General features: G+C 62.5%; 19 protein-coding genes and 1 pseudogene. 13 read left to right on the top strand and 7 right to left on the bottom strand.

What is annotated here, in order from left to right:
* Window positions 1-3: 3 nt before the first annotated feature.
* Complete coding sequence (locus tag RCCGE510_RS26245; RefSeq protein ID WP_007635035.1) at window positions 4-705, top strand: ribulose-phosphate 3-epimerase; 702 nt, start codon at window positions 4-6, stop codon at window positions 703-705.
* A gap of 14 nt (window positions 706-719) precedes the next feature.
* Entirely contained in the window at window positions 720-1,667 is a 948-nt protein-coding gene (locus RCCGE510_RS26240; protein ID WP_007635033.1) for an ROK family protein, read from the top strand.
* Window positions 1,668-1,692: 25 nt separating this feature from the next.
* Here RCCGE510_RS26240 and RCCGE510_RS26235 read toward each other — a convergent pair whose 3' ends face one another.
* The 5 genes from RCCGE510_RS26235 to RCCGE510_RS26215 form a co-directional block, all read right to left on the bottom strand.
* Window positions 1,693-2,085: a DUF4112 domain-containing protein gene (locus RCCGE510_RS26235; RefSeq protein WP_037079727.1), complete on the bottom strand. Its 393-nt coding sequence runs from the start codon at window positions 2,083-2,085 to the stop codon at window positions 1,693-1,695.
* A 57-nt stretch (window positions 2,086-2,142) separates the two neighbouring features.
* Entirely contained in the window at window positions 2,143-3,216 is a 1,074-nt protein-coding gene (locus RCCGE510_RS26230; RefSeq protein WP_007635029.1) for an alcohol dehydrogenase family protein, read from the bottom strand.
* A 14-nt stretch (window positions 3,217-3,230) separates the two neighbouring features.
* Entirely contained in the window at window positions 3,231-4,610 is a 1,380-nt protein-coding gene (locus RCCGE510_RS26225) for an aspartate aminotransferase family protein (protein ID WP_007635027.1), read from the bottom strand.
* Window positions 4,611-4,705: 95 nt separating this feature from the next.
* Window positions 4,706-6,202 carry an NAD-dependent succinate-semialdehyde dehydrogenase gene (locus RCCGE510_RS26220; protein ID WP_007635024.1) on the bottom strand — a complete coding sequence of 499 codons (1,497 nt, stop codon included), beginning with the start codon at window positions 6,200-6,202 and terminating at the stop codon, window positions 4,706-4,708.
* A gap of 120 nt (window positions 6,203-6,322) precedes the next feature.
* Entirely contained in the window at window positions 6,323-6,820 is a 498-nt protein-coding gene (locus tag RCCGE510_RS26215) for an Lrp/AsnC family transcriptional regulator (RefSeq protein WP_007635022.1), read from the bottom strand.
* A 101-nt stretch (window positions 6,821-6,921) separates the two neighbouring features.
* Between RCCGE510_RS26215 and RCCGE510_RS26210 the strand changes: the two genes are divergently transcribed.
* The 10 genes from RCCGE510_RS26210 (at window position 6,922) to doeB (ending at window position 16,625) form a co-directional block, all read left to right on the top strand.
* The gene (locus RCCGE510_RS26210) at window positions 6,922-8,307 is read left to right on the top strand and encodes a PLP-dependent aminotransferase family protein (RefSeq protein WP_007635020.1); all 1,386 of its coding nucleotides are present in this window, start codon (window positions 6,922-6,924) and stop codon (window positions 8,305-8,307) included.
* A 121-nt stretch (window positions 8,308-8,428) separates the two neighbouring features.
* A complete protein-coding gene (gene ehuA / locus RCCGE510_RS26205; protein ID WP_007635017.1) occupies window positions 8,429-9,214 on the top strand; it encodes an ectoine/hydroxyectoine ABC transporter ATP-binding protein EhuA in 786 nt (261 codons plus the stop codon).
* 56 nt (window positions 9,215-9,270) lie between these two features.
* Window positions 9,271-10,119: an ectoine/hydroxyectoine ABC transporter substrate-binding protein EhuB gene (ehuB, locus tag RCCGE510_RS26200; protein WP_007635016.1), complete on the top strand. Its 849-nt coding sequence runs from the start codon at window positions 9,271-9,273 to the stop codon at window positions 10,117-10,119.
* Window positions 10,120-10,298: 179 nt separating this feature from the next.
* Window positions 10,299-10,958: an ectoine/hydroxyectoine ABC transporter permease subunit EhuC gene (gene ehuC, locus RCCGE510_RS26195; RefSeq protein WP_007635015.1), complete on the top strand. Its 660-nt coding sequence runs from the start codon at window positions 10,299-10,301 to the stop codon at window positions 10,956-10,958.
* A 4-nt stretch (window positions 10,959-10,962) separates the two neighbouring features.
* A complete protein-coding gene (ehuD, locus tag RCCGE510_RS26190; protein ID WP_007635014.1) occupies window positions 10,963-11,622 on the top strand; it encodes an ectoine/hydroxyectoine ABC transporter permease subunit EhuD in 660 nt (219 codons plus the stop codon).
* Window positions 11,623-11,624: 2 nt separating this feature from the next.
* The gene (gene eutA / locus RCCGE510_RS26185; protein WP_007635013.1) at window positions 11,625-12,404 is read left to right on the top strand and encodes an ectoine utilization protein EutA; all 780 of its coding nucleotides are present in this window, start codon (window positions 11,625-11,627) and stop codon (window positions 12,402-12,404) included.
* 4 nt (window positions 12,405-12,408) lie between these two features.
* Entirely contained in the window at window positions 12,409-13,410 is a 1,002-nt protein-coding gene (gene eutB / locus RCCGE510_RS26180) for a hydroxyectoine utilization dehydratase EutB (RefSeq protein WP_007635012.1), read from the top strand.
* The gene (eutC, locus tag RCCGE510_RS26175) at window positions 13,407-14,399 is read left to right on the top strand and encodes an ectoine utilization protein EutC (RefSeq protein ID WP_007635011.1); all 993 of its coding nucleotides are present in this window, start codon (window positions 13,407-13,409) and stop codon (window positions 14,397-14,399) included. Before eutB ends, eutC begins: the two co-directional genes overlap by 4 nt.
* Before the next feature lie 28 nt (window positions 14,400-14,427).
* Window positions 14,428-15,609, top strand: coding sequence for an ectoine hydrolase DoeA (gene doeA, locus RCCGE510_RS26170; RefSeq protein ID WP_007635009.1), 1,182 nt, complete (start codon window positions 14,428-14,430; stop codon window positions 15,607-15,609).
* Between the two features lie 8 nt (window positions 15,610-15,617).
* Window positions 15,618-16,625, top strand: coding sequence for a N(2)-acetyl-L-2,4-diaminobutanoate deacetylase DoeB (gene doeB / locus RCCGE510_RS26165; RefSeq protein ID WP_007635008.1), 1,008 nt, complete (start codon window positions 15,618-15,620; stop codon window positions 16,623-16,625).
* A 31-nt stretch (window positions 16,626-16,656) separates the two neighbouring features.
* Here doeB and RCCGE510_RS26160 read toward each other — a convergent pair whose 3' ends face one another.
* The gene (locus tag RCCGE510_RS26160; RefSeq protein WP_007635007.1) at window positions 16,657-18,474 is read right to left on the bottom strand and encodes a methyl-accepting chemotaxis protein; all 1,818 of its coding nucleotides are present in this window, start codon (window positions 18,472-18,474) and stop codon (window positions 16,657-16,659) included.
* A 251-nt stretch (window positions 18,475-18,725) separates the two neighbouring features.
* Between RCCGE510_RS26160 and RCCGE510_RS33765 the strand changes: the two are divergent.
* Window positions 18,726-18,973, top strand: a pseudogene (locus RCCGE510_RS33765) (plasmid stabilization protein).
* A gap of 29 nt (window positions 18,974-19,002) precedes the next feature.
* Here the strand turns inward: RCCGE510_RS33765 and RCCGE510_RS26155 are convergent.
* Complete coding sequence (locus RCCGE510_RS26155) at window positions 19,003-19,251, bottom strand: hypothetical protein (protein WP_007635006.1); 249 nt, start codon at window positions 19,249-19,251, stop codon at window positions 19,003-19,005.
* Window positions 19,252-19,269: the final 18 nt, after the last annotated feature.

Below are 19,269 nucleotides of genomic sequence, written 5' to 3'. Positions count from 1 at the left end.
GCAATGCCTACCCCTCAAAAAACCTGGATCGCCAATCTTCCTAAGGATCGGCTGATTGCCGAATTCTCCGTCTGGTCGGCCGACCTCATGCGTCTCGCCGATGACCTCGCGCGTGTCGATCCTTACGTCGACATCCTCCACATCGATGTCGCCGATGGCCATTTCGCGCCGGCAATGTTGTTTTTCCCCGATCTTGTCGCCGGTGTGCGCAAAATTTCCGCGCGCCCGATCCATGTTCATCTGATGGTTGCCGACAGCATCATCCTGTCGCAGATCGAGCAGTTCGCCGATGCCGGCAGCGACCTGATCAGTCTTCATGTCGAAAACGAAAGCGTCGCCGATGAGGCTCTCGATTTTCTCGATCGCCGCGCTATTGCAGCTGGCATGGTCCTCAAGATCGATACCCCCGTCGAGCGGATCGAGAAATATGTTTCCCGGCTGCGTTTTGTGACGCTGCTTGGCACGGCGATCGGCGTCAAGGGCCAGGGCCTCGACGAAAAGGCCGGCGCCCGGCTTCAACGGGCAAAGCAGATCATCGCCGGCTGCGGTGCGGCCGATCGGATCGTGCTGGCGGCCGATGGCGGCATTCGCGAACACACTGTGCCCCTCCTGCGCCAGTCCGGTGCGGAAACAGTGGTTCTCGGTTCCCTGGCTTTCAATGCGCCGTCGCTCGATGAGCGGATGGCATGGGTCCGCGCACTCTAACTCTTGGTCTTCACATGCAGCAGGTTGCCATTGGTATAGACCTCGGCGGAACGCAGGTGCGGGCCGCCCTTGTCGATGAGCAGGGCAGGATCCTGGCGCGCTTGGCTGAACCAACGGATGCGCTGGCCGGCCCCGACCGGGTGCTCGCTCAGATTTGCGGCCTCACCGATCGGCTGCTTGCAGCATCGAACCCCGCATCGGTGGTGGGCGTCGGCGTATCCGCTCCAGGCCCGCTCGATACGGTCGCAGGTATTGCGACTGATATCCCGACCCTTTCCGGCTTCGTCGATTTTCCGCTGAAGGCGGAGTTGCAGAAGCGCTTTCCGTTTTCGGTCGATCTCGAAAACGACGCCATTGCCGCGGCGATCGGCGAGTGGCAGTTCGGTATCGGCAAGGGCCTTGATAACCTCGTCTATGTCACGGTGAGCACCGGGATCGGTGGTGGCGTTATCTCGGACGGTCGCGTGGTGCGTGGCCGCAAGGGCATGGCGGCCCATGTCGGTCACATGTCGGTCGTACCGAACGGCGAGCCTTGTCCTTGCGGCAACCGGGGCTGTTTCGAGGCCTATGGATCCGGTCCGGCTTTTGCGCGGCGCGCCCAAATGCGGGCGATGGAAAGCCGCGAGACGACGTTAGGCGGCGCCATCGACAGCCGCAGCGTTTTCGCCGCAGCCCGAAATGGCGATCGTCTCGCCAATCAGCTGATCGACGAGGAAGCGGAAATTCTCGGTCGCGGCTTCACCAGCCTGATCCATATCTTCAGCCCCGATATCATCGTCATGGGGGGAGGGCTTTCCCACGAGTTCGACCGGCTGCAACCGGGCATTCAAGCCTATATCAGCCAATGGGCAATGCCGGCATTCAAGGACGTCAAGGTGATGCTGGCGGCATTGGATCAGAACTCGGGCCTTATCGGCGCGGCGGCTCTGGCGTTCTTGGCTGAGGATGTCGCTCGGCCGTGATCCAATCCCGAGACGTTCGGCTTCGTCAGATGCGCCGGTTCAGCTCGTCTTCGCTTATTCCGAAGTGGTCGAGGATGATGCCGACGTTGCGGCGGTGAGACTTGAAATAGACATCGAAAATATCGCCGATCAGCGGGACCGTGCCGCAGGCGGCGTCGACGCCGAGATTGACCGCCATGCGGGCGAGCTTGTGGGCGGGAAGGCCGAGCCGCCTTGCCTCGTCGATGATGAACAGACCGATCAGCGATCCGGCAATGTCGCCGACGGCCGGAATGAGGCCGAGGACCGAGTCCGCGCCGACCCGTACGCCGACGAAAGGCAATCGAACCGCCGTATCCATCAGACGGGCGATCCCGGCAGCGCGGCGAATTCGCCCGAGTTCGGCAGAGGTGAGGTATGTCGTTTTGCCCGTGTCCATGGCCGTGAAACGCCGCAAAACCCATAAGGTTCGCCTGCGGCCTGATCGGAGATCGCTCTATCTCTCGTCGGGAACCACGACCAATTTGCCGACGAAGTTCTTCGCCATGAAATCGGTCTGGGCGCGGTGGAATTCAGACAGCGGATAAACGCCGCCGACGAGGGGCCGGATTTTCCGGCTTTCGATATAGCCGACGAGCCGGCGGAAATCGACGCGGCTTCCCTGGCTTGAGCCGTGCAGCTCCAGCTGCTTCAGATACATTGTCCGCAGATCGAGCTGGACGACCGGGCCGGCGATGGCGCCGGCCGTCGTGTAGCGGCCTTCCGGCCGCAGGATCTTCAGGAGGTCGTTGAACAGCGGCCCGCCGACGAGATCGGCGACGACATCGATGGGCTGGCCACAGCTGGCGGAATGCACGGCTTCGACCAGATCGCCGTTGCCACGGGTCACCACAGCTTCGGCGCCGATCTCGAGCATTGCCGCCTCCTTGCCGGGACCTGCGACTGCGATCGGGACGGCGCCGCGGGCACGTGCGAGCTGAATGATCGCCGAGCCAACGCCGCCCGAGGCACCGGTGACGAGGACGCGTTCGCCGGCGGCAAGCCTTGCCCGTTCCAGCATGCGCTCGCCGGTCAGATAGGCGCAGCAGAAGGTGGCGAGTTGGATGTCGGTCAGATCGGTTGCGACGACATGAGCGTTCTCGGCCGGCAGCGCCATATATTCGGCATATCCGCCGTCACGGCCATGGCCCATGTAATCGATATCGGCGAGGCTGTCGTCGTCGCGGTTGTAGATCGAAAAGTCGACCATGACGCGTTGGCCGATCCGTGCCGGATCGACGCCGGCGCCGACGGCGATGATATGGCCGACCGTATCGGTGCCCTGAATGCGCGGAAAGGTCAGCGTATTGCCCTGCCGGCGCCAGGTGGAGACGGCGGACGGATCGTCCTCGGTGCCGTAGGCGCCTTGCCGAACCCAGACGTCGGTATTATTCATGCCGCAGGCCGTGACGCGGATCAGAACCTCGCCGTCCGCCGGCCTCGGGACGGGCACGTTCCTGTCATAGACGAGCTTCTCCAACCCGCCATGGCCGATCAGCAATACCGCCGCCATCTTTTCCGGGATCGTCATGTTGAACGTCTCCCTCAGATGTTCTTGAAGACGGTGTCGATGGCGTCCGCAGCCGCCTTCACCACGATGTCGGCCTCCTCGCGTGTCAGGCAGAGCGGCGGGGCAAAGCCGAGGATATCGCCCTGCGGCATAGCGCGGCCGATGACGCCGCGTTCGAGAAGAGCAGTGGCGACCTGCGGGCCGATCTTGCGGCCGGCATCGAAGAGTTTGCGGTCGTCCCTGTCCTCGACGAATTCGACCGCCGCCATCAGGCCGTCGCCACGGACATCGCCGACGTTGCGGTGGTTGCCCACCGCTTTTGCCAGTTCCGAGCGGAAATAGGCGCCGGTCGTGCCGGCATTCTCGACGATGCCGAGCTCGTCGATCAGTTCGAGATTGGCAATGCCTGCAGCAGCGCAGATCGGATGGGCGGAATAGGTCCAGCCGTGACCGATCGCCCCCAACTCGTCGGACCCCTGCACCAGCACCTGCCACATCTTCTCCGAAACGATCGTGCCGGAGAGGGGAGCGTAGGCCGAGGTCAGTCCCTTGGCGATGGTGATCAGGTCCGGCTTCATGCTGTAATGATCCGAGCCGAACATCGTGCCGAGACGGCCGAAGCCGGTGACGACTTCGTCGGCGACGAGCAGGATGTCATATTTGTCGAGTACCGCGTGGATCTTCTGCCAATAGCTCTTCGGCGGCGGCACGATGCCGCCGGTGCCGAGGATGGGTTCGCCGATGAAGGCGGCCACCGTGTCGGGGCCTTCGGCGAGGATCATCTCCTCGAGTTTGTCAGCGCAATATTGCGAGAACTGCTCCTCGTCCATCGACCGGTCGGGGCGGCGGAAGTAATAGGGTGCTTCGGTATGCAGCACCGGTGCGCGCGGCAAGTCGAAGGCATTGTGGAAGAGTGCCAGGCCGGTGAGGCTGCCGGTCATGACGCCGGAGCCGTGATAACCGCGCCAGCGCGAGATGATCTTCTTCTTGTCGGGCCGGCCGAGGATGTTGTTGTAATACCAGATAAGCTTGATGTTCGTTTCGTTGGCATCGGAACCTGAGAGACCGAAATAGACGCGGCTCATGCTATCGGGGGCGCGGTCGATAATCATCTTCGACAGCGTAATCGAGGCCTCGGTGCCGTGGCCGACATAGGCATGGTAATAGGCAAGGTTCTTTGCCTGTTCGGCGATCGCGTCGGCGATCTTCTGGCGGCCATAGCCGACATTGACGCAATAGAGGCCGGCGAAGGCGTCGAGACTTTTGCGTCCCGTCGTGTCGGTGATGTAAACGCCTTCGCCGCCGGCGACGACGCGCGTCGGCGTCTCGCCGCGCGCATGCATGCCCATATGCGTCGAGGGATGGAAGAAGTGATCGCGGTCCCAGGCGGTGAGTTCGTTGCTTTTCTCGAACATGTTGTGTCCTCTTCTTGAGATGGAGCGGCTTGATGCATGTCGCTCGGAAGTGTGCAGCGGTTCCGGGACAACGATATGCATAAAAACAAAGAGCTTTAGCCCGCCGTGTCGATGCAGAGATATTTAAGCTCGGTGAAGGCTTCGAGCCCATGGCGGGAACCCTCGCGGCCGAGGCCGGACTGCTTCCAGCCGCCGAAGGGTATGGGGCCGCCGGTGATCTTCACGCGGTTGACTGCCACCATGCCATATTCCAGTGCGCGCCCGAGGCGCATCTGGCGGGCGCCGTTCTCCGTGACGATATAGGCGACGAGGCCGTATTCGGTATCGTTGGCGCGGGCGATGACCTCGTCTTCGGTGTCGAAAGTGATCACGGCCGCCACAGGCCCGAAGGTTTCCTCGCGCATGATCAGTGCATTCGCCGGCACATCCGTCAAAAGCGTCGGCTCATAGAAAAGCCGGCCGGCCTTGTGGCGCCGGCCGCCGGTGACGAGCCGGGCGCCGCGCGCCAGCGCGTCGGAGACCTGCTCTTCGACCTTGGCGACGGCGCGCTCATGCATCAGCGGCCCGATCTCGGCGCCATCCTCGAGCCCGGCGCCGACCTTGAGCTTTGCGATGCGGGCGGCAAAGGCTTTGGCGAAGTCGTCAGCGATCCGCCGCTGGACGAAGATACGGTTGGCGGCAAGGCAATCCTGGCCCGATGTGGCAAACTTGGCGTCGATGGCGATCTCGACCGCCTTGGCGATATCGGCGTCATCGAAGACGATCAGCGGAGCGTGGCCGCCGAGTTCCATCACCAGCCGCTTCAGGGTCGGCGCGCATTGGGCAGCGATCAGCCGCCCGATCCCGGTCGAGCCGGTGAAGCTGATGGCACGCAGGCGGGTGTCGGTACACAGGCGTCCGACGATCCTCGCGGCATTGCCCGTGACGACGTTGAAGACGCCGGCCGGAATGCCGGCCCGTTCGCCAAGCTCGGCAAGAGCAAGCGCCGAAAGCGGTGTCTCGGAAGAGGGGTGGGCGACAACCGTGCAGCCGGCGGCAAGTGCCGCGGCAGCCTTTCGGGTGATCATCGCAACGGGGAAATTCCAGGGCGTGACGATACCGACGACGCCGAGCGCCTCGCGCCGGACGATCATTTCGGTGCCGGGCAAATGGCTGGTGACGTTTTCGGCGTTCACCCGCTTGCCTTCCTCGGCATACCATTCGACGAAGGAGGCGGCATAATCGATCTCTCCGCGCGATTCCGCCAGCGGCTTGCCCTGTTCGAGCGTCATGATCAGCGCCAGATCCTCCTTGGCCGCGAGCATCAGTTCGTGCCACTTCCGCAGGATCACCGCCCGGTTCTGCGGCAGCATGGCGCGCCAGCCGGCAAGAGCCTCTGACGCGGCATCGATCGCCGCCTCCGTCTCGTCCGTGCCAAGGCTTGCAACCCAAGCCAGCGTCGCCGAGGAGGCGGGATCGGTAACCTCGAAACTTTCGCCGGTTTTGCCCGCGATCCAGCGGCCGCCGACATAGGCGAGATCACGCAGGAGATGGCGGTCGGAAAGTTGCGACAGCGCGTCGTGATAGGCGGGGCGGGCAAAAACGGCGGTCATGTCCAATCTCCTCGTGGCGGTGACGTAAAGTCTTCCACAGGAGCGGGCGAGAGATTGTCCTTTGGCGATGGCGAAAAGAGAGAAACGGTCTAAAGCACGGCCGCCGGATAGAGAGATTGTCTACGACGCGCTCTGGTCCTCGCCGGATGCGGCGAAGGAAGCGACCGGAAGCACTGTTTCGTCCTTCACCGTCTTGGTGACGATGTAGGTGAAGTAGCGGTCGATGCCGAGTTCGCGGTCGAGAAGCCCGTCGACTAGCCGCTGATAGGCGTCGATATCGGGCGCGATGATTTTCAGGATATAATCGACGCCACCGCCGACCGACCAGCAGGCGACGATCTCCGCGATTGCGGCGACGGCGCGCTCGAAGCGTTCGAAATCCGCCTGACGATGGTTGGCGAGCGTCACCTCCATCATCACGCTGGCGACCGGGGCGATGCGCCGTGGCGCGACGCGGGCATGGTAGCCGGTGATGATGCCTGCCTTTTCGAGCTTGCGCAGCCGCATCCAGCACGGCGTCGGCGACAGGCCGGCCTTTTCGGCCAGCGCCAGCTTGGTGATGCGGCCGTCGCGCTGGACGGCGTCGAGAATGCGCAAGTCGATGGCGTCGAGCTTCATGGTGCTTTCTTTAGAAAGAAATCATTTCAAACGCAGCGAAAAGACAATGGAAGCGCATTTTGGCATTGTCAATTGAACTGATTTTCAGCAGTGTTGAAATCATGACAAAGTGGCGCCCCGATCCCTCGCAACTCCGCCGGCCGGCCTATCTCTCGCTCGCCGAGCAGATCGCCAACGCGATCACCGACGGCAAGCTCTCCGACGGCACGCAATTGCCGCCGCACCGCAAGCTGGCGGACGACCTGGATCTTTCGGTGCAGACGGTCAGCCGCGCCTATGACGAGCTCAGCCGTCGGGGGCTGATCTCCGGCGAGATCGGACGCGGCAGCTTCGTCCAGACCAGACCGCGCGAACTGGAGCCGCCTTATCTGCCGGAGCGGCTGGGCGAGGTGATCGATCTGTCGATCCTGAAGCCGGTCTGCGAGCAGATCCATCTGGAAAGGCTGCGCCAGGCCTTCGGCTGGCTTTCGGAAAACCTGCCTTCCAGCTCGGCCCTGTCGTTCCGGCCGAACATGGTCTTTCCGCGCCACCGTGCTGTAGCCACCGAATGGCTGGCGCGCTGCGGACTGGAGGTATCGCCGCTGAATATCAGCGTGACGAACGGCGCGACCTCGGGCATGACGGTGGCGCTGATGAGCGTCGCGCCGCCCGGCTCGACCATTGCGACCGAGGCAATCAGCCACCATACGCTCGTGCCGCTTTGCGGCTATCTCGGCTTGCATTTGGAAGGACTTGCGATCGACGAGGAAGGCATGATCCCGGAGGCGCTTGATGAAGCCTGCCGTACAGGGCCGATCCGGGCAGTTTTCCTGCAGCCCTCGGTGATCAATCCGATGGCGGCGCTGATGAGCGCGGAGCGCCGGCAGGCACTGGCCGCGGTGGCTGCCAAGCATGACATTGCGATCATCGAAAACGACATTCTCGGGCCGATGGTCGAGAACCGCGCGCCGCCGATGGCGGCGTTTGCGCCGGAGCGGACGCTCTACGTCACCAGCTTCACCAAGATCACCGTGCCGGGGCTGCGGATCGGCTACCTTGTCGCACCCGATCGTTATGTCGCCGCCGTCGCCAACCGGCATCTCGTTTCCAGCTGGATGGCGACACCTGCCATGGCCGAGATTGCCACCCGCTGGGTCAGCGACGGCACCGCGATGGAACTCGTCAATTGGCAGCGCCGCGCCCTTGCGAGCCGCCATGCGATTGCAGCTGAGATGCTGGCCGGACTGCCCTACCGGGCGCATCCGCAAAGCCTGCACGTTTGGCTGCCGCTCTCCGGCAACCATGAGGAAGACGGGTTCGTCTCGCAGGCAAGGCTGCGCGGCGTAGCGATCGCGCCCGGCAAATCGTTCCGCACCGCCGACCAGGGCTGGACGCCGGCCGTGCGCATTTCGCTTGGTTCGACGACGGAAGACGAATTGCGAACCGGGCTTGGTATCGTCGCCTCACTGGCGCAGGGAAATCCGCAAGAGCTACTGCTTGCGATTTGATGCGCTGCCATGGGTTTGGGCACGCGCAGAATAATTGTCATGATATTATTTTACGAATTGACATGATTTTGATCGGCCGTCATCGTTAGGGCATTGCTTGTCTCAACAGGGAGAGACATGAATGCTTCAGCCCATCATCCGCATCGACAACATCGTCAAGAGATACGGCCCGCTGACCGTGCTCGACGGCCTGTCGATGAATGTCATGCCGGGCGAGAAGCTGGCTCTGATCGGGCCGTCCGGCTCCGGCAAGACGACGATCCTGCGCATTCTGATGACGTTGGAGACGATCAGCGGCGGCCATATCGAGGTCGATGGCGAACAGCTCTACCACATGCCTGAGAGCAACGGGCTGGTAGCAGCCAATGAGCGGCACCTGCACCACATGCGCGAAAAGATCGGCATGGTCTTTCAGCACTTCAATCTCTTTCCGCACAAATGCGTGCTCGACAATGTGACGTTGGCGCCGATGCTGACGAAGGGCATCAAGCGGCCGCAGGCCGAAAAGCGGGCAATGGAGCTTCTCGACATGGTCGGCCTTGCCGACAAGGCGAAAAGTGTCCCGGCGCAGCTTTCCGGCGGGCAGAAGCAGCGCGTCGCCATTGCCCGGGCGCTGGCGCTGTCGCCGAAGATCATGCTGTTTGACGAGGTGACCTCGGCACTTGACCCGGAACTGGTCGAAGAGGTGTTGAACGTGATGCGGAAGCTGGCGTCCGAGACCGACATGACCATGCTCCTCGTCACCCATGAAATGGGTTTCGCCCATGATTTTGCCGACCGCGTGCTGTTCTTCGATCGCGGCAAGATCGTTGAAGAAGGCAAGCCGAGCGACATCTTTCGCAATCCGACGCAGGAGAGAACGCAGACCTTCCTGCGCAAGATCATAGCGGCGGGGCACCGCGTCTGACCTCAGGCAATGTCCGCAAAGAACAAACTCAAAGAAAGCCAGAGGAGTTGGGAACGATGAAAGCAGGATATCTTTTGAGCGCCGCCGGTCTGTCGGTGCTTCTGGCCGCGGCCGCCGTCCCGGCATCCGCAGCCGATGACAAGCTCGAGCAGCTGAAAGAGCAGGGCTTTGCCCGTATCGCCATCGCCAACGAGCCGCCGTTCACGGCCGTCGGCGCCGATGGCAAGGTCTCGGGCGCCGCGCCCGATGTGGCGCGCGCGATCTTCGAAAAGCTCGGCGTCAAGGAGGTGGTCGCTTCGATCTCGGAATATGGCGCGATGATCCCCGGCCTGCAGGCCGGCCGTCATGACGCCATTACCGCGGGCCTGTTCATGAAACCCGAGCGTTGCAATGCCGTTGCCTATTCCGAACCGATCCTCTGCGACGCCGAGGCTTTCGCTCTGAAGAAGGGCAACCCGCTGAAGCTGAGGAGCTACAAGGATATCGCCGACAATCCGGACGCCAAGATCGGCGCGCCGGGCGGCGGCACCGAGGAGAAGCTGGCGCTCGAGGCCGGCGTGCCGCGCGACCGTGTCATCGTCGTCCCGGATGGCCAGAGCGGCATCAAGATGCTGCAGGACGGCCGCATCGACGTCTACTCTCTCCCGGTTCTGTCGATCCACGAGCTGATGGTCAAGGCGAACGATCCCAATCTCGAGACCGTCGCTCCCGTCGTCAATGCGCCGGTCTATTGCGATGGCGCCGCCTTCCGCAAGCAGGACGTCGCACTGCGCGACGCCTTCGACGTCGAGCTGAAAAAGCTGAAGGAATCGGGCGAATTCGCCAAGATCATCGAGCCCTACGGCTTCTCGGCCAAGGCGGCGATGTCGACCAGCCGCGACAAGCTCTGCGCCGCGGCGAAGTAATCGAGGCAGACAGCCGGCCGTGCCATGGGCATGGTCGGATTGTCCCGAAATGATCTCCTAAAGCGCGTCGCGATCTTTCAGATTCGCTCCTCGCGCTTTAGCTCCCTGTTTTTACGCGTGTCATTATCGCAAAACCGCTGCACACTTTTGCGCGACATGCTCCAAGAAGTGAGTTGCCGATGTCGGTATGGTCCGGCTATCTGACACTGATCCTTGAGGGCGCCCTGGTGACGCTCCAGCTGACGGTCATGGGTTCTGCGCTGGCGCTGGTCATGGCCTTCCTGGCGGGTCTCGGCCGTCTGTCGCGCTTCTTTGCCGTCAGGGCTCTGGCAACCGCCTATATCGAATTCTTCCGCGGCACCTCGATCTTCGTCCAGCTCTTCTGGGTCTATTTCGTTTTGCCCTTCGCGGGATTGACCCTGACGCCGTTGCAGGCGGGGGTGCTGGCCCTCGGGCTGAATGTCGGCGCCTATGGCGCGGAAGTGGTGCGCGGTGCCGTCAAGGCCGTCGGGCGCGAACAGTCGGAAGCCTGCATTGCGCTCAACCTGTCGGGATATCAGCGCATGCGTCACGTCATCCTGCCGCAGGCGCTGCCGCTGATGCTGCCGACCTTCTGCAACAATGCGATCGAGCTCCTGAAGGGCACGGCCGTCGTGTCGCTGATCTCATTGACCGATATGACCTTCCAGGCCCAGGTGGTGCGGGCACAGACCGGCAATACGCTGGTGCCTTTTGCCACGATCCTCTTCCTCTATTTTCTCATGGCCTCGGCGATTTCCGCGACGATGCGCTGGCTGGAGCGGCGGATGGCGCGTGGCGTCGACGGCATAAGGACCTGATCGGATGGAATGGGATTGGGACTTCGTCTGGCAGATTATGCCGACCTTGCTCGAAGGGTTCAAGATCACTCTTCTTGCGACCATCCTCGGCGCTGCCGTCGCCATGGTGGTCGGCCTGGCGCTCGCCATTGCCCGGCGATCGCCGGTCGCCGGCATTTCCAGAATGGTCGGCTTCGTCTCGGAATTCATCCGCGGCACGCCGCTGCTGGTACAGCTCTACTTCATCTTCTATGTGCTGCCGGATATCGGCATCCGGCTGGCGCCGCTGGTCGCCGGCGTTATCGGTATGGGCATTCACTATGCGACCTATACCGCCGAGGTCTATCGCGCCGGCATCGAGAATGTGCCGCGCGGACAATGGGAAGCGGCCAAGGCCACCAATCTGACGACGCGCCAGGCCTGGATCCACGTGGTCCTGCCGCAGGCGATCCCGCCGATGATCCCGGCGCTCGCCAACTATTTCATCGCCATGTTCAAGGAGACGCCGCTGCTTTCGGCGATCACCGTGCTCGAGCTGATGAACCAGGCAAAGAGCATCGCCAACAGCAACTACCGCTACATCGAGCCGATGACGCTGGTCGGGGTATTTTTCCTCGTCATCAGCCTGATCTCGGTCCTGGGATTGCGCTGGCTCGAGGAACGTTACGCCAGGATGGATGACTGACCATGCCCGCAATGATCGACATCATCGCCGCCGGCCGGCAGCCGCGACTGGACGACCGGCCGCTCGAAAAGCGCATCGGCCTGGTTATTCTGGCGACAGACCACACGACGGAGGCGGACTTTCAGCGCATGGTCGCCAGCGACCGCATCGGCGTCTATGTCAGCCGCATCCACTATGCCAATCCGGTCACACCCGAAAACCTCCTGAAGATGCAGCCGTCGCTGACGGAAAGCGCTGGTCTGATCCTGCCGGATGAGGCGCTCGATGCCGTCATGTATTCCTGCACCTCCGCCTCTGTCGTCATCGGCGACCGCAACATCGAAGCGGCGATCCGCGCGGCCAAACCCGGTGCTTCCGTGGTAACGCCGACGGCTGCGGCCGTGAAGGGTCTGAAGGCGCTCGGCGCCAGACGGATTTCGGTGCTGACGCCCTATACGATCGAGACCAGCCGGCCGATGGCGGATTATTTTGCGGATATCGGTTTTACGATCGACCGCTTCACCTGTCTCGGCCTGAGCGACGATCGCGAGATGGCGCGGATCGCGCCGGATGAAGTAGCAGCCTTCGCGCGCCAGGCACTGGCGCCGCAATCCGATGCGCTGTTCATCTCCTGCACGGCCGTGCGCGCCGCCCAGGTCGCGGGACGGATCGAAGCGGAAACCGGCAAGCCGGTGGTCACCAGCAATCTCGCGACCGCTTGGGCTTGCCTCAGGCTTTGCGGCGATGATCGGCCGCGGCTCGAACTCGGTCAGCTGATGACCAAGCCTTATCGGGAAGGCTGAGATCATGGTCAGCGCCTTGCCTGTTTCGCTGGAGGACATTCGTGCGGCGGCGCGGCGCATCGCCGGCCGGGTGATCGAAACGCCGATCGTGCAGTCGGCATCGCTCGGCGAAATTGCCGGCGTTCCCGTCTTGCTGAAGCTCGAACATCATCAGACGACCGGCAGCTTCAAGCTGCGCGGGGCGACCAATGCGGTGCTGTCCTTGTCGCCGGCGGAGCGTGCGCGCGGCGTCGTCGCAGCCTCGACCGGAAATCACGGCCGGGCGCTTGCTTATGCTGCAAAAGCGGAGGGCGCGGTCGCGACCATCTGCATGTCGCGGCTGGTGCCGGAGAACAAGGTTGCGGAAATCCGCCGCCTCGGCGCTGATGTGCGCATCGGCGGACGATCGCAGGACGAGGCGCAGCAGGAGGTCGACCGGCTGGTGCGCGAGGACGGGCTGGTGACGGTTCCGCCCTTCGACCATCCGGCTGTTGTCGCCGGCCAGGGGACGCTGGGGCTTGAAATCATCGATGCCTTGCCGGACGCCGCCACGGTTCTGGTGCCACTCTCGGGCGGCGGCCTCGCGGCCGGCGTTGCCGCCGCGATCAAGGGCGTCAGTCCGAAGACCAAGGTGATCGGCCTGACGATGGAGCGGGGTGCGGCGATGAAGGCGAGCCTCGATGCCGGGCGGCCGGTGCAGATCGAGGAGGTGCCGAGCCTTGCCGACTCGCTCGGCGGCGGCATTGGCCTCGACAATCGCGTGACCTTTTCCATGTGCCGCGAACTTCTCGACGATGTCATCCTGCTGACCGAGGCGGAAATCGCCGCCGGCATGCGCCACGCCTATTTCAGCGAACGCGAGATCATCGAAGGCGCCGGCGCGGTCGGCATCGCAGCGCTGCTTGCGGGAAAGATCAGCTCCCTCGGTCCCGTCGTCGCGATCCTGTCCGGGCGGAATGTCGACATGGAACAACATCGCCGGGTGATCAACGGCGAGACGTCAATCTTCGGGGAGGATAGGCGATGAGCCGGATGATCATTCTGACGGAAGCAGAACTGCGGAAGATCGTCGCGCTCGATCGCGATGCGGTCGCCTGCATCGAGCAGGCGTTCGCCGCGCTGGCGACCAAGGCCGTCGCCATGCCGCCGATCCTGCGGCTCGACATTCCGGAATATCGCGGCGAGGTCGATGTGAAGACCGCCCATGTGCCCGGCATCGAAGGTTTCGCGATCAAGATCAGCCCCGGCTTCTTCGACAATCCGAAGATCGGCCTGCCGAGCACCAACGGCATGATGGTGCTGCTGTCGAGCCGAACCGGGCTGGTTCAGGCGCTGCTGCTGGACAATGGCTATCTCACCGATATGCGCACCGCCGCAGCCGGCGCCGTCGCCGCGAAACATCTGTCGCGGGAAAATGCCTCCGTCGCCGCCGTTTTCGGAGCAGGCGTTCAGGCGCGGCTGCAGCTCGAAGCGCTGACGCTGGTGCGGCCGATCCGCGAAGCCAGAATTTGGGCGCGCGATGCCGCCAAGGCGGAGGGCGCGGCAGCCGAACTCGCGGGAAAGCTCGGTTTTCCCGTCACCGCGATGTCGGACGCAAGGGATGCAATCGGCGGCGCCGACCTCATCGTCACCACCACGCCCGCGGAAAGCCCGATCATTGAGGCCGGGTGGCTGGAACCCGGACAGCATCTGACGGCCATGGGCTCGGATGCGGAGCACAAGAACGAGATCGCCCCGGCCGCTATCGCCGGCGCCGGCCTCTATGTCGCCGACAGCCTGAAACAGACGCGGCGTCTTGGCGAGCTGCATCACGCAATCGACGCCGGGCTGGTCGCGGCCGACGCAGTCTTCGCCGAACTCGGCCAGATCGTTGCCGGCCAGGCACAAGGACGGACGAACGACGACCAGATCACCATCGCCGACCTCACGGGAACCGGCATTCAGGATACCGCCATCGCCACGCTCGCCTTTGCCCGAGCCGGCGCGGCGAATGCCGGGACCCCATTCGAAAGCTGACCGGCATTCGCCGGAGAAGGGAAGAAACATGACCCAGCCCAATCTGAAATTTTCGCTCGGCGAATATGCCGCGCGGCTGGAAAAGACACGGCGCGCCATGGAGGCGAAGGGCGTAGACCTGCTTGTTGTCAGCGACCCGTCGAACATGGCTTGGCTGACCGGTTATGACGGCTGGTCCTTTTATGTGCACCAGGCGGTGATCGTGCCGCCGCAGGGCGAACCGATCTGGTTCGGCCGCGGCCAGGATGCCAACGGCGCCAAGTTCACCGCCTATCTGAAGCATGACAACATCGTCGGCTATCCCGATCATTACGTGCAGTCGACCGAACGTCATCCGATGGACTTCCTTTCCGGGATACTGACCGAACGCGGCTTCGGCAAGCTGACGATCGGCGTCGAGATGGACAATTACTGGTTCTCGGCGGCAGCCTTCGCGGCGCTGCAGAAGCACCTGCCGAATGCGCGATTTGTCGACGCGACCGCGCTGGTCAACTGGCAGCGCGCGATCAAGAGCGACACCGAAATCAAGTACATGCGCAATGCCGCCCGCATCGTCGAAGCCATGCACGCCCGCATCTTCGACAGAATAGAAGTCGGCATGCGCAAATGCGATCTGGTCGCGGAAATTTATGACGCCGGCACCCGCGGCGTCGACGGCATCGGCGGCGATTATCCGGCGATCGTGCCGCTGCTGCCGTCCGGTGTCGAAGCATCCGCACCGCATCTGACCTGGGACGACCGGCCGTTGAAAAAGGGCGAGGGCACCTTCTTCGAGATTGCCGGCTGCTACAATCGCTATCATCTGCCGCTGTCACGCACCGTCTTCCTCGGCAAGCCGACGCAGGCCTTTCTCGATGCCGAAAAGGCGACGCTGGAAGGCATGGAGGCCGGTCTTGCGGTCGCAAAACCCGGAAACACCTGCGAGGACATCGCCAACGCCTTCTTCGCGGTCCTGAAAAAATACGGCATCGTCAAGGACAACCGCACCGGTTACCCGATCGGCCTTTCCTATCCGCCGGACTGGGGCGAGCGCACCATGAGCCTGCGGCCGGGCGACCGGACGGAGCTGAAGCCCGGCATGACCTTCCACTTCATGACCGGCCTCTGGCTCGACGACATGGGTTTCGAGACGACCGAGAGCATCCTCATCACCGAGAGCGGCGTCGAGTGCTTTGCCAACGTGCCGCGCAGACTGATGGTCAAGGATTGAGGGCTGTCATGAACGAGATTGACTTGCGACCGTCGCCGATCAGCGCGACGGTGGATTTCGCCGCCGAGGGTGTCCAGCACGGCTTCCTGCGCCTACCCTTCAGCCGCGACGATTCCGCCTGGGGGTCGGTGATGATCCCGATAACGGTCATCCGGAACGGCAAGGGGCGAACGGCCCTTCTGACCGGCGGCAATCACGGCGACGAATATGAAGGGCCGATCGCCCTCTTCGATCTTGCCCGCACGCTGAAGGTCGAGGCGGTGAGCGGCACGGTTATCATCGTGCCGGCCATGAATTATCCGGCGTTTCAGGCCGGAACCAGGACCTCGCCGATCGACAAAGGCAATATGAACCGCAGCTTTCCCGGCCGGCCGGATGGCACGGTGACGGAGAAGATCGCCGACTATTTCCAGCGTGTGCTTTTGCCGATGGCGGATATCGTTCTCGACTTCCATTCCGGCGGCAAGACGCTCGATTTTCTGCCGTTCTGCGCAGCCCACATCCTGCCGAACAAGCAGCAGGAGGCGCAGGCTTTCCAATTCGTGACGGCGTTTGCCGCGCCTTATTCGATGAAGATGCTGGAGATCGATGCGGTCGGTATGTACGACACGGCGGCCGAGGAGATGGGCAAAGTCTTCATCACGACGGAACTCGGCGGCGGCGGTACCGCGACGGCCAAAAGTGCGGCGATTGCCAAGCGCGGCACGATGAACGTTTTGCGCCACGCGGGGATCGTCGCGGGCGCTGTCGATGCCGGTCCGACGACCTGGCTCGATATGCCGGACGGCCGCTGTTTCTCCTTCGCGGGGGAAGGCGGCCTGATCGAACCTGTCATCGATCTCGGTGAAGCCGTCACTGACGATGCCGTCATCGCGCGCATCCATCAGACCGGGCGGAGCGGGGTGGCGCCGCGAGAGATCCGCGCCGGCATGAGCGGCATTCTCTGTGCCCGGCATTTCCCGGGGCTGGTCAAACCGGGCGATTGCGTTGCCGTCGTGGCGGTCGTTACAGGCTGAGGTGAACGGAGGTGCGGCGGCGGCTCATACGTCAAGCCGCTCTCTGAGGTCTTGAACCACTGGTTGGCGCACCAACCTGGAAGCGGTTGACGACCCCTTCCAGCGTCTGCGTCTGGGTGCCGAGCGCCCGGCAGGCCGAGGCGGTTTCGACGGCCATGGCCGCGTTGCGTTGCGTCACTTCATCCAGGGCATTGACGGAGGCGTTGATCTCGCCGATCGCCACTGCCTGTTCGGAGGACACCGAAACGATGCGGGCGATCAGGCCGGCGACCTGCTCGACCTGTCCTTCGATTTCCAGAAGCGCCTTGCCTGTGCGGTTGACAAGCTGCACCCCGCTGGAAACCTGCGCCGAGGATGTGGAAATCAGGGCTCTGATCTCCTTGGCGGCGTTGGCCGAGCGCATGGCGAGTTCTCGCACTTCCTGTGCCACGACGGCAAAACCCTTGCCCGCTTCGCCTGCTCGAGCGGCTTCGACCCCGGCATTGAGGGCCAGAAGATTGGTCTGGAAGGCGATTTCATCGATGACGTTGACAATGTCGCCGATCTGGGAGGACGAACCTTCGATCCTTTCCATGGCGGCGATCGCTTCGCGAACGACGGCGGCCGAATGTTCGGCGCTGGTGCGGGTCTCGGCCATCATGCCGGTTGCCTTGCCGGCATGCTCAGCGGCGTCTTTCGCCTTGACGTTCATCTCATCGAGCGCAGCTGTGGCTTCTTCGAGCATCGCGGCCTGCTGTTCCGTGCGCGACGCGAGACTCTCGGTTGCGCCCGTAATGCCGTCCGAGGAACTGCCCACTTGCCTGGAGGTCAGGGCGATCTCGGCCATCGAGGCGCAAAGTGCGTCCATGCTGTCGTTGAACTTGGCGCGCAAAGTCTCGTAGGCGGCGGCGAAGGGTGTGGCGATCCGGCAATCGAGATTACCGTGTGACAGTTGGTCCAGACCGTGTGTCAGCTGATCGATCACCGTTTCGCGGATCTGCTCCTCGGCGGCTTTTTCAGCCATCTGGCTGCGTTCGCGCTCGAATTCCGCATCGCGAAGCGCCGTCTCGCGCTTCTGCGCACCCTCGCGTTCCAGCGCGTTGCGGCGGAAGACCGCCACCGCCTTGGACATGGCGCCGATCTCGTCTGAACGGTCGGCATAGGGAACGTCTGTCGAATAATCGCCGTCTGCGAGATTGCCCATATAGGCCTTCATGCCGTCGAGCGGGACGATTGCCCGGCGACGCAGAAGATAGAGACCCACCAGCAACAGGCCAAACGAGCCGAAGCCCGCGGCACCCGCATAGATCGTCCAGGTGACGATTTCCGAGGCGGCATTGCGCTCCTCGCCCTTCAGGAAGGCATCGGAATTTGCAACGAGTTTCTCGACCGCATCCTGATGCGAATGGAAGGCGACGCGCAACTGCTCGATCGCACCATGCGCCTTGTCTTCATCCTTGGCGGTCAGGGCCGGGATGATCTCGCGGTCCATCACGCCCCAGAATGTATCGCCCTTGGCGAGGACATCGTTTTCGAGTTCGTCCTTCAAAGACTGCGGCAGCCGGGTGGTTTTCCAATAGGCGCGGCGGTCGTCGTAAGCGGCCTTGAGATTAGCGATCTTGGCAAGATTGGTGTCGGTGAGTTCGGGAAATTTGCTCGCCTCGAAGGAGAGCATATAGGACTCGACGACAAACAGTGGCGGCGGCAGAATATCGGCGATCAGATCCTTGCCGTAGACGACCTGCTCGTAAACCGGGCCGTTGACCTTCAGCCGTTCGAGCGCCGATTGCTGCAACCCGATCGACATGAAGAGGCCGGCGGAAACGGCGACGCCAAACGCCACCAAACTACGCGCAATCGTAAAGGCCAAGGACCGTCTCCAAATAACTTTTGGCTTCTCTTCTTCAAGACGCCTGATTTACGTGCAGCATTATTTCGTAAGAACGCTTAGATATGGTTAATTCTTTCGCGGGCAGGGGTTCGCTAGCCGGCGCAAGGCCGGTGCACCCGTCCAAAACTGGGGTGTTGATGAGCAATCTCGGTTATTTTGGTACCAAGCCATCATCGGCCATCTCATTGGCCGGGATGATGAAGGTTATTTTCATCAGAAAGGAGATCAGCATGGCCGTATCTCGGCTTGCTGTACGAAGCTCAAAGGCGCGTGATCTTGCATGACGGCTTGCCCGGCGCGAAAATCGTTCAATCGCCGAGATTGTCGAGCGGGCTCTTGAACACTATGAGATCTGTCAAGCCGGGAAGGAGCCAGCCATGTCCTTCTATGCCCGCCTTTCTCCGCAAAGCAGCCGGCTCTCGATCTCGAAGCAGTCGTCGATAGAAGCCGCGAGATTCACAAAGGCATAGAGGTCTAAATTCTTGATCGGATCGTTCTGGTCAGAGTTTACGCCAATCGCATCAGCATTTCGTTGAGATCGCCGATCTCGCGCAGCAGTTCGACCAATCTATCTGTATCGTCCTGGCTAAGCCGGCCCGTTACGCCGCTGCTATTCCAAAGTTGTTGGAATTCTTGGCTCATCTGGAGCGCGCTGTTCATTATGCCGATGATTTGCGCGCGGTTTTCCCAGGTTGCAATAACGGTCGGTTCGTCCATCTCGATCGAAATATCCGGTTCGCGCTCCAGCAACAGCAATTTTTGATTCCTCTTGGG

Source organism: Rhizobium sp. CCGE 510 (assembly GCF_000292525.1).
Taxonomy (GTDB): domain Bacteria; phylum Pseudomonadota; class Alphaproteobacteria; order Rhizobiales; family Rhizobiaceae; genus Rhizobium.
This window is presented reverse-complemented; position numbering and strand designations above follow the sequence as displayed.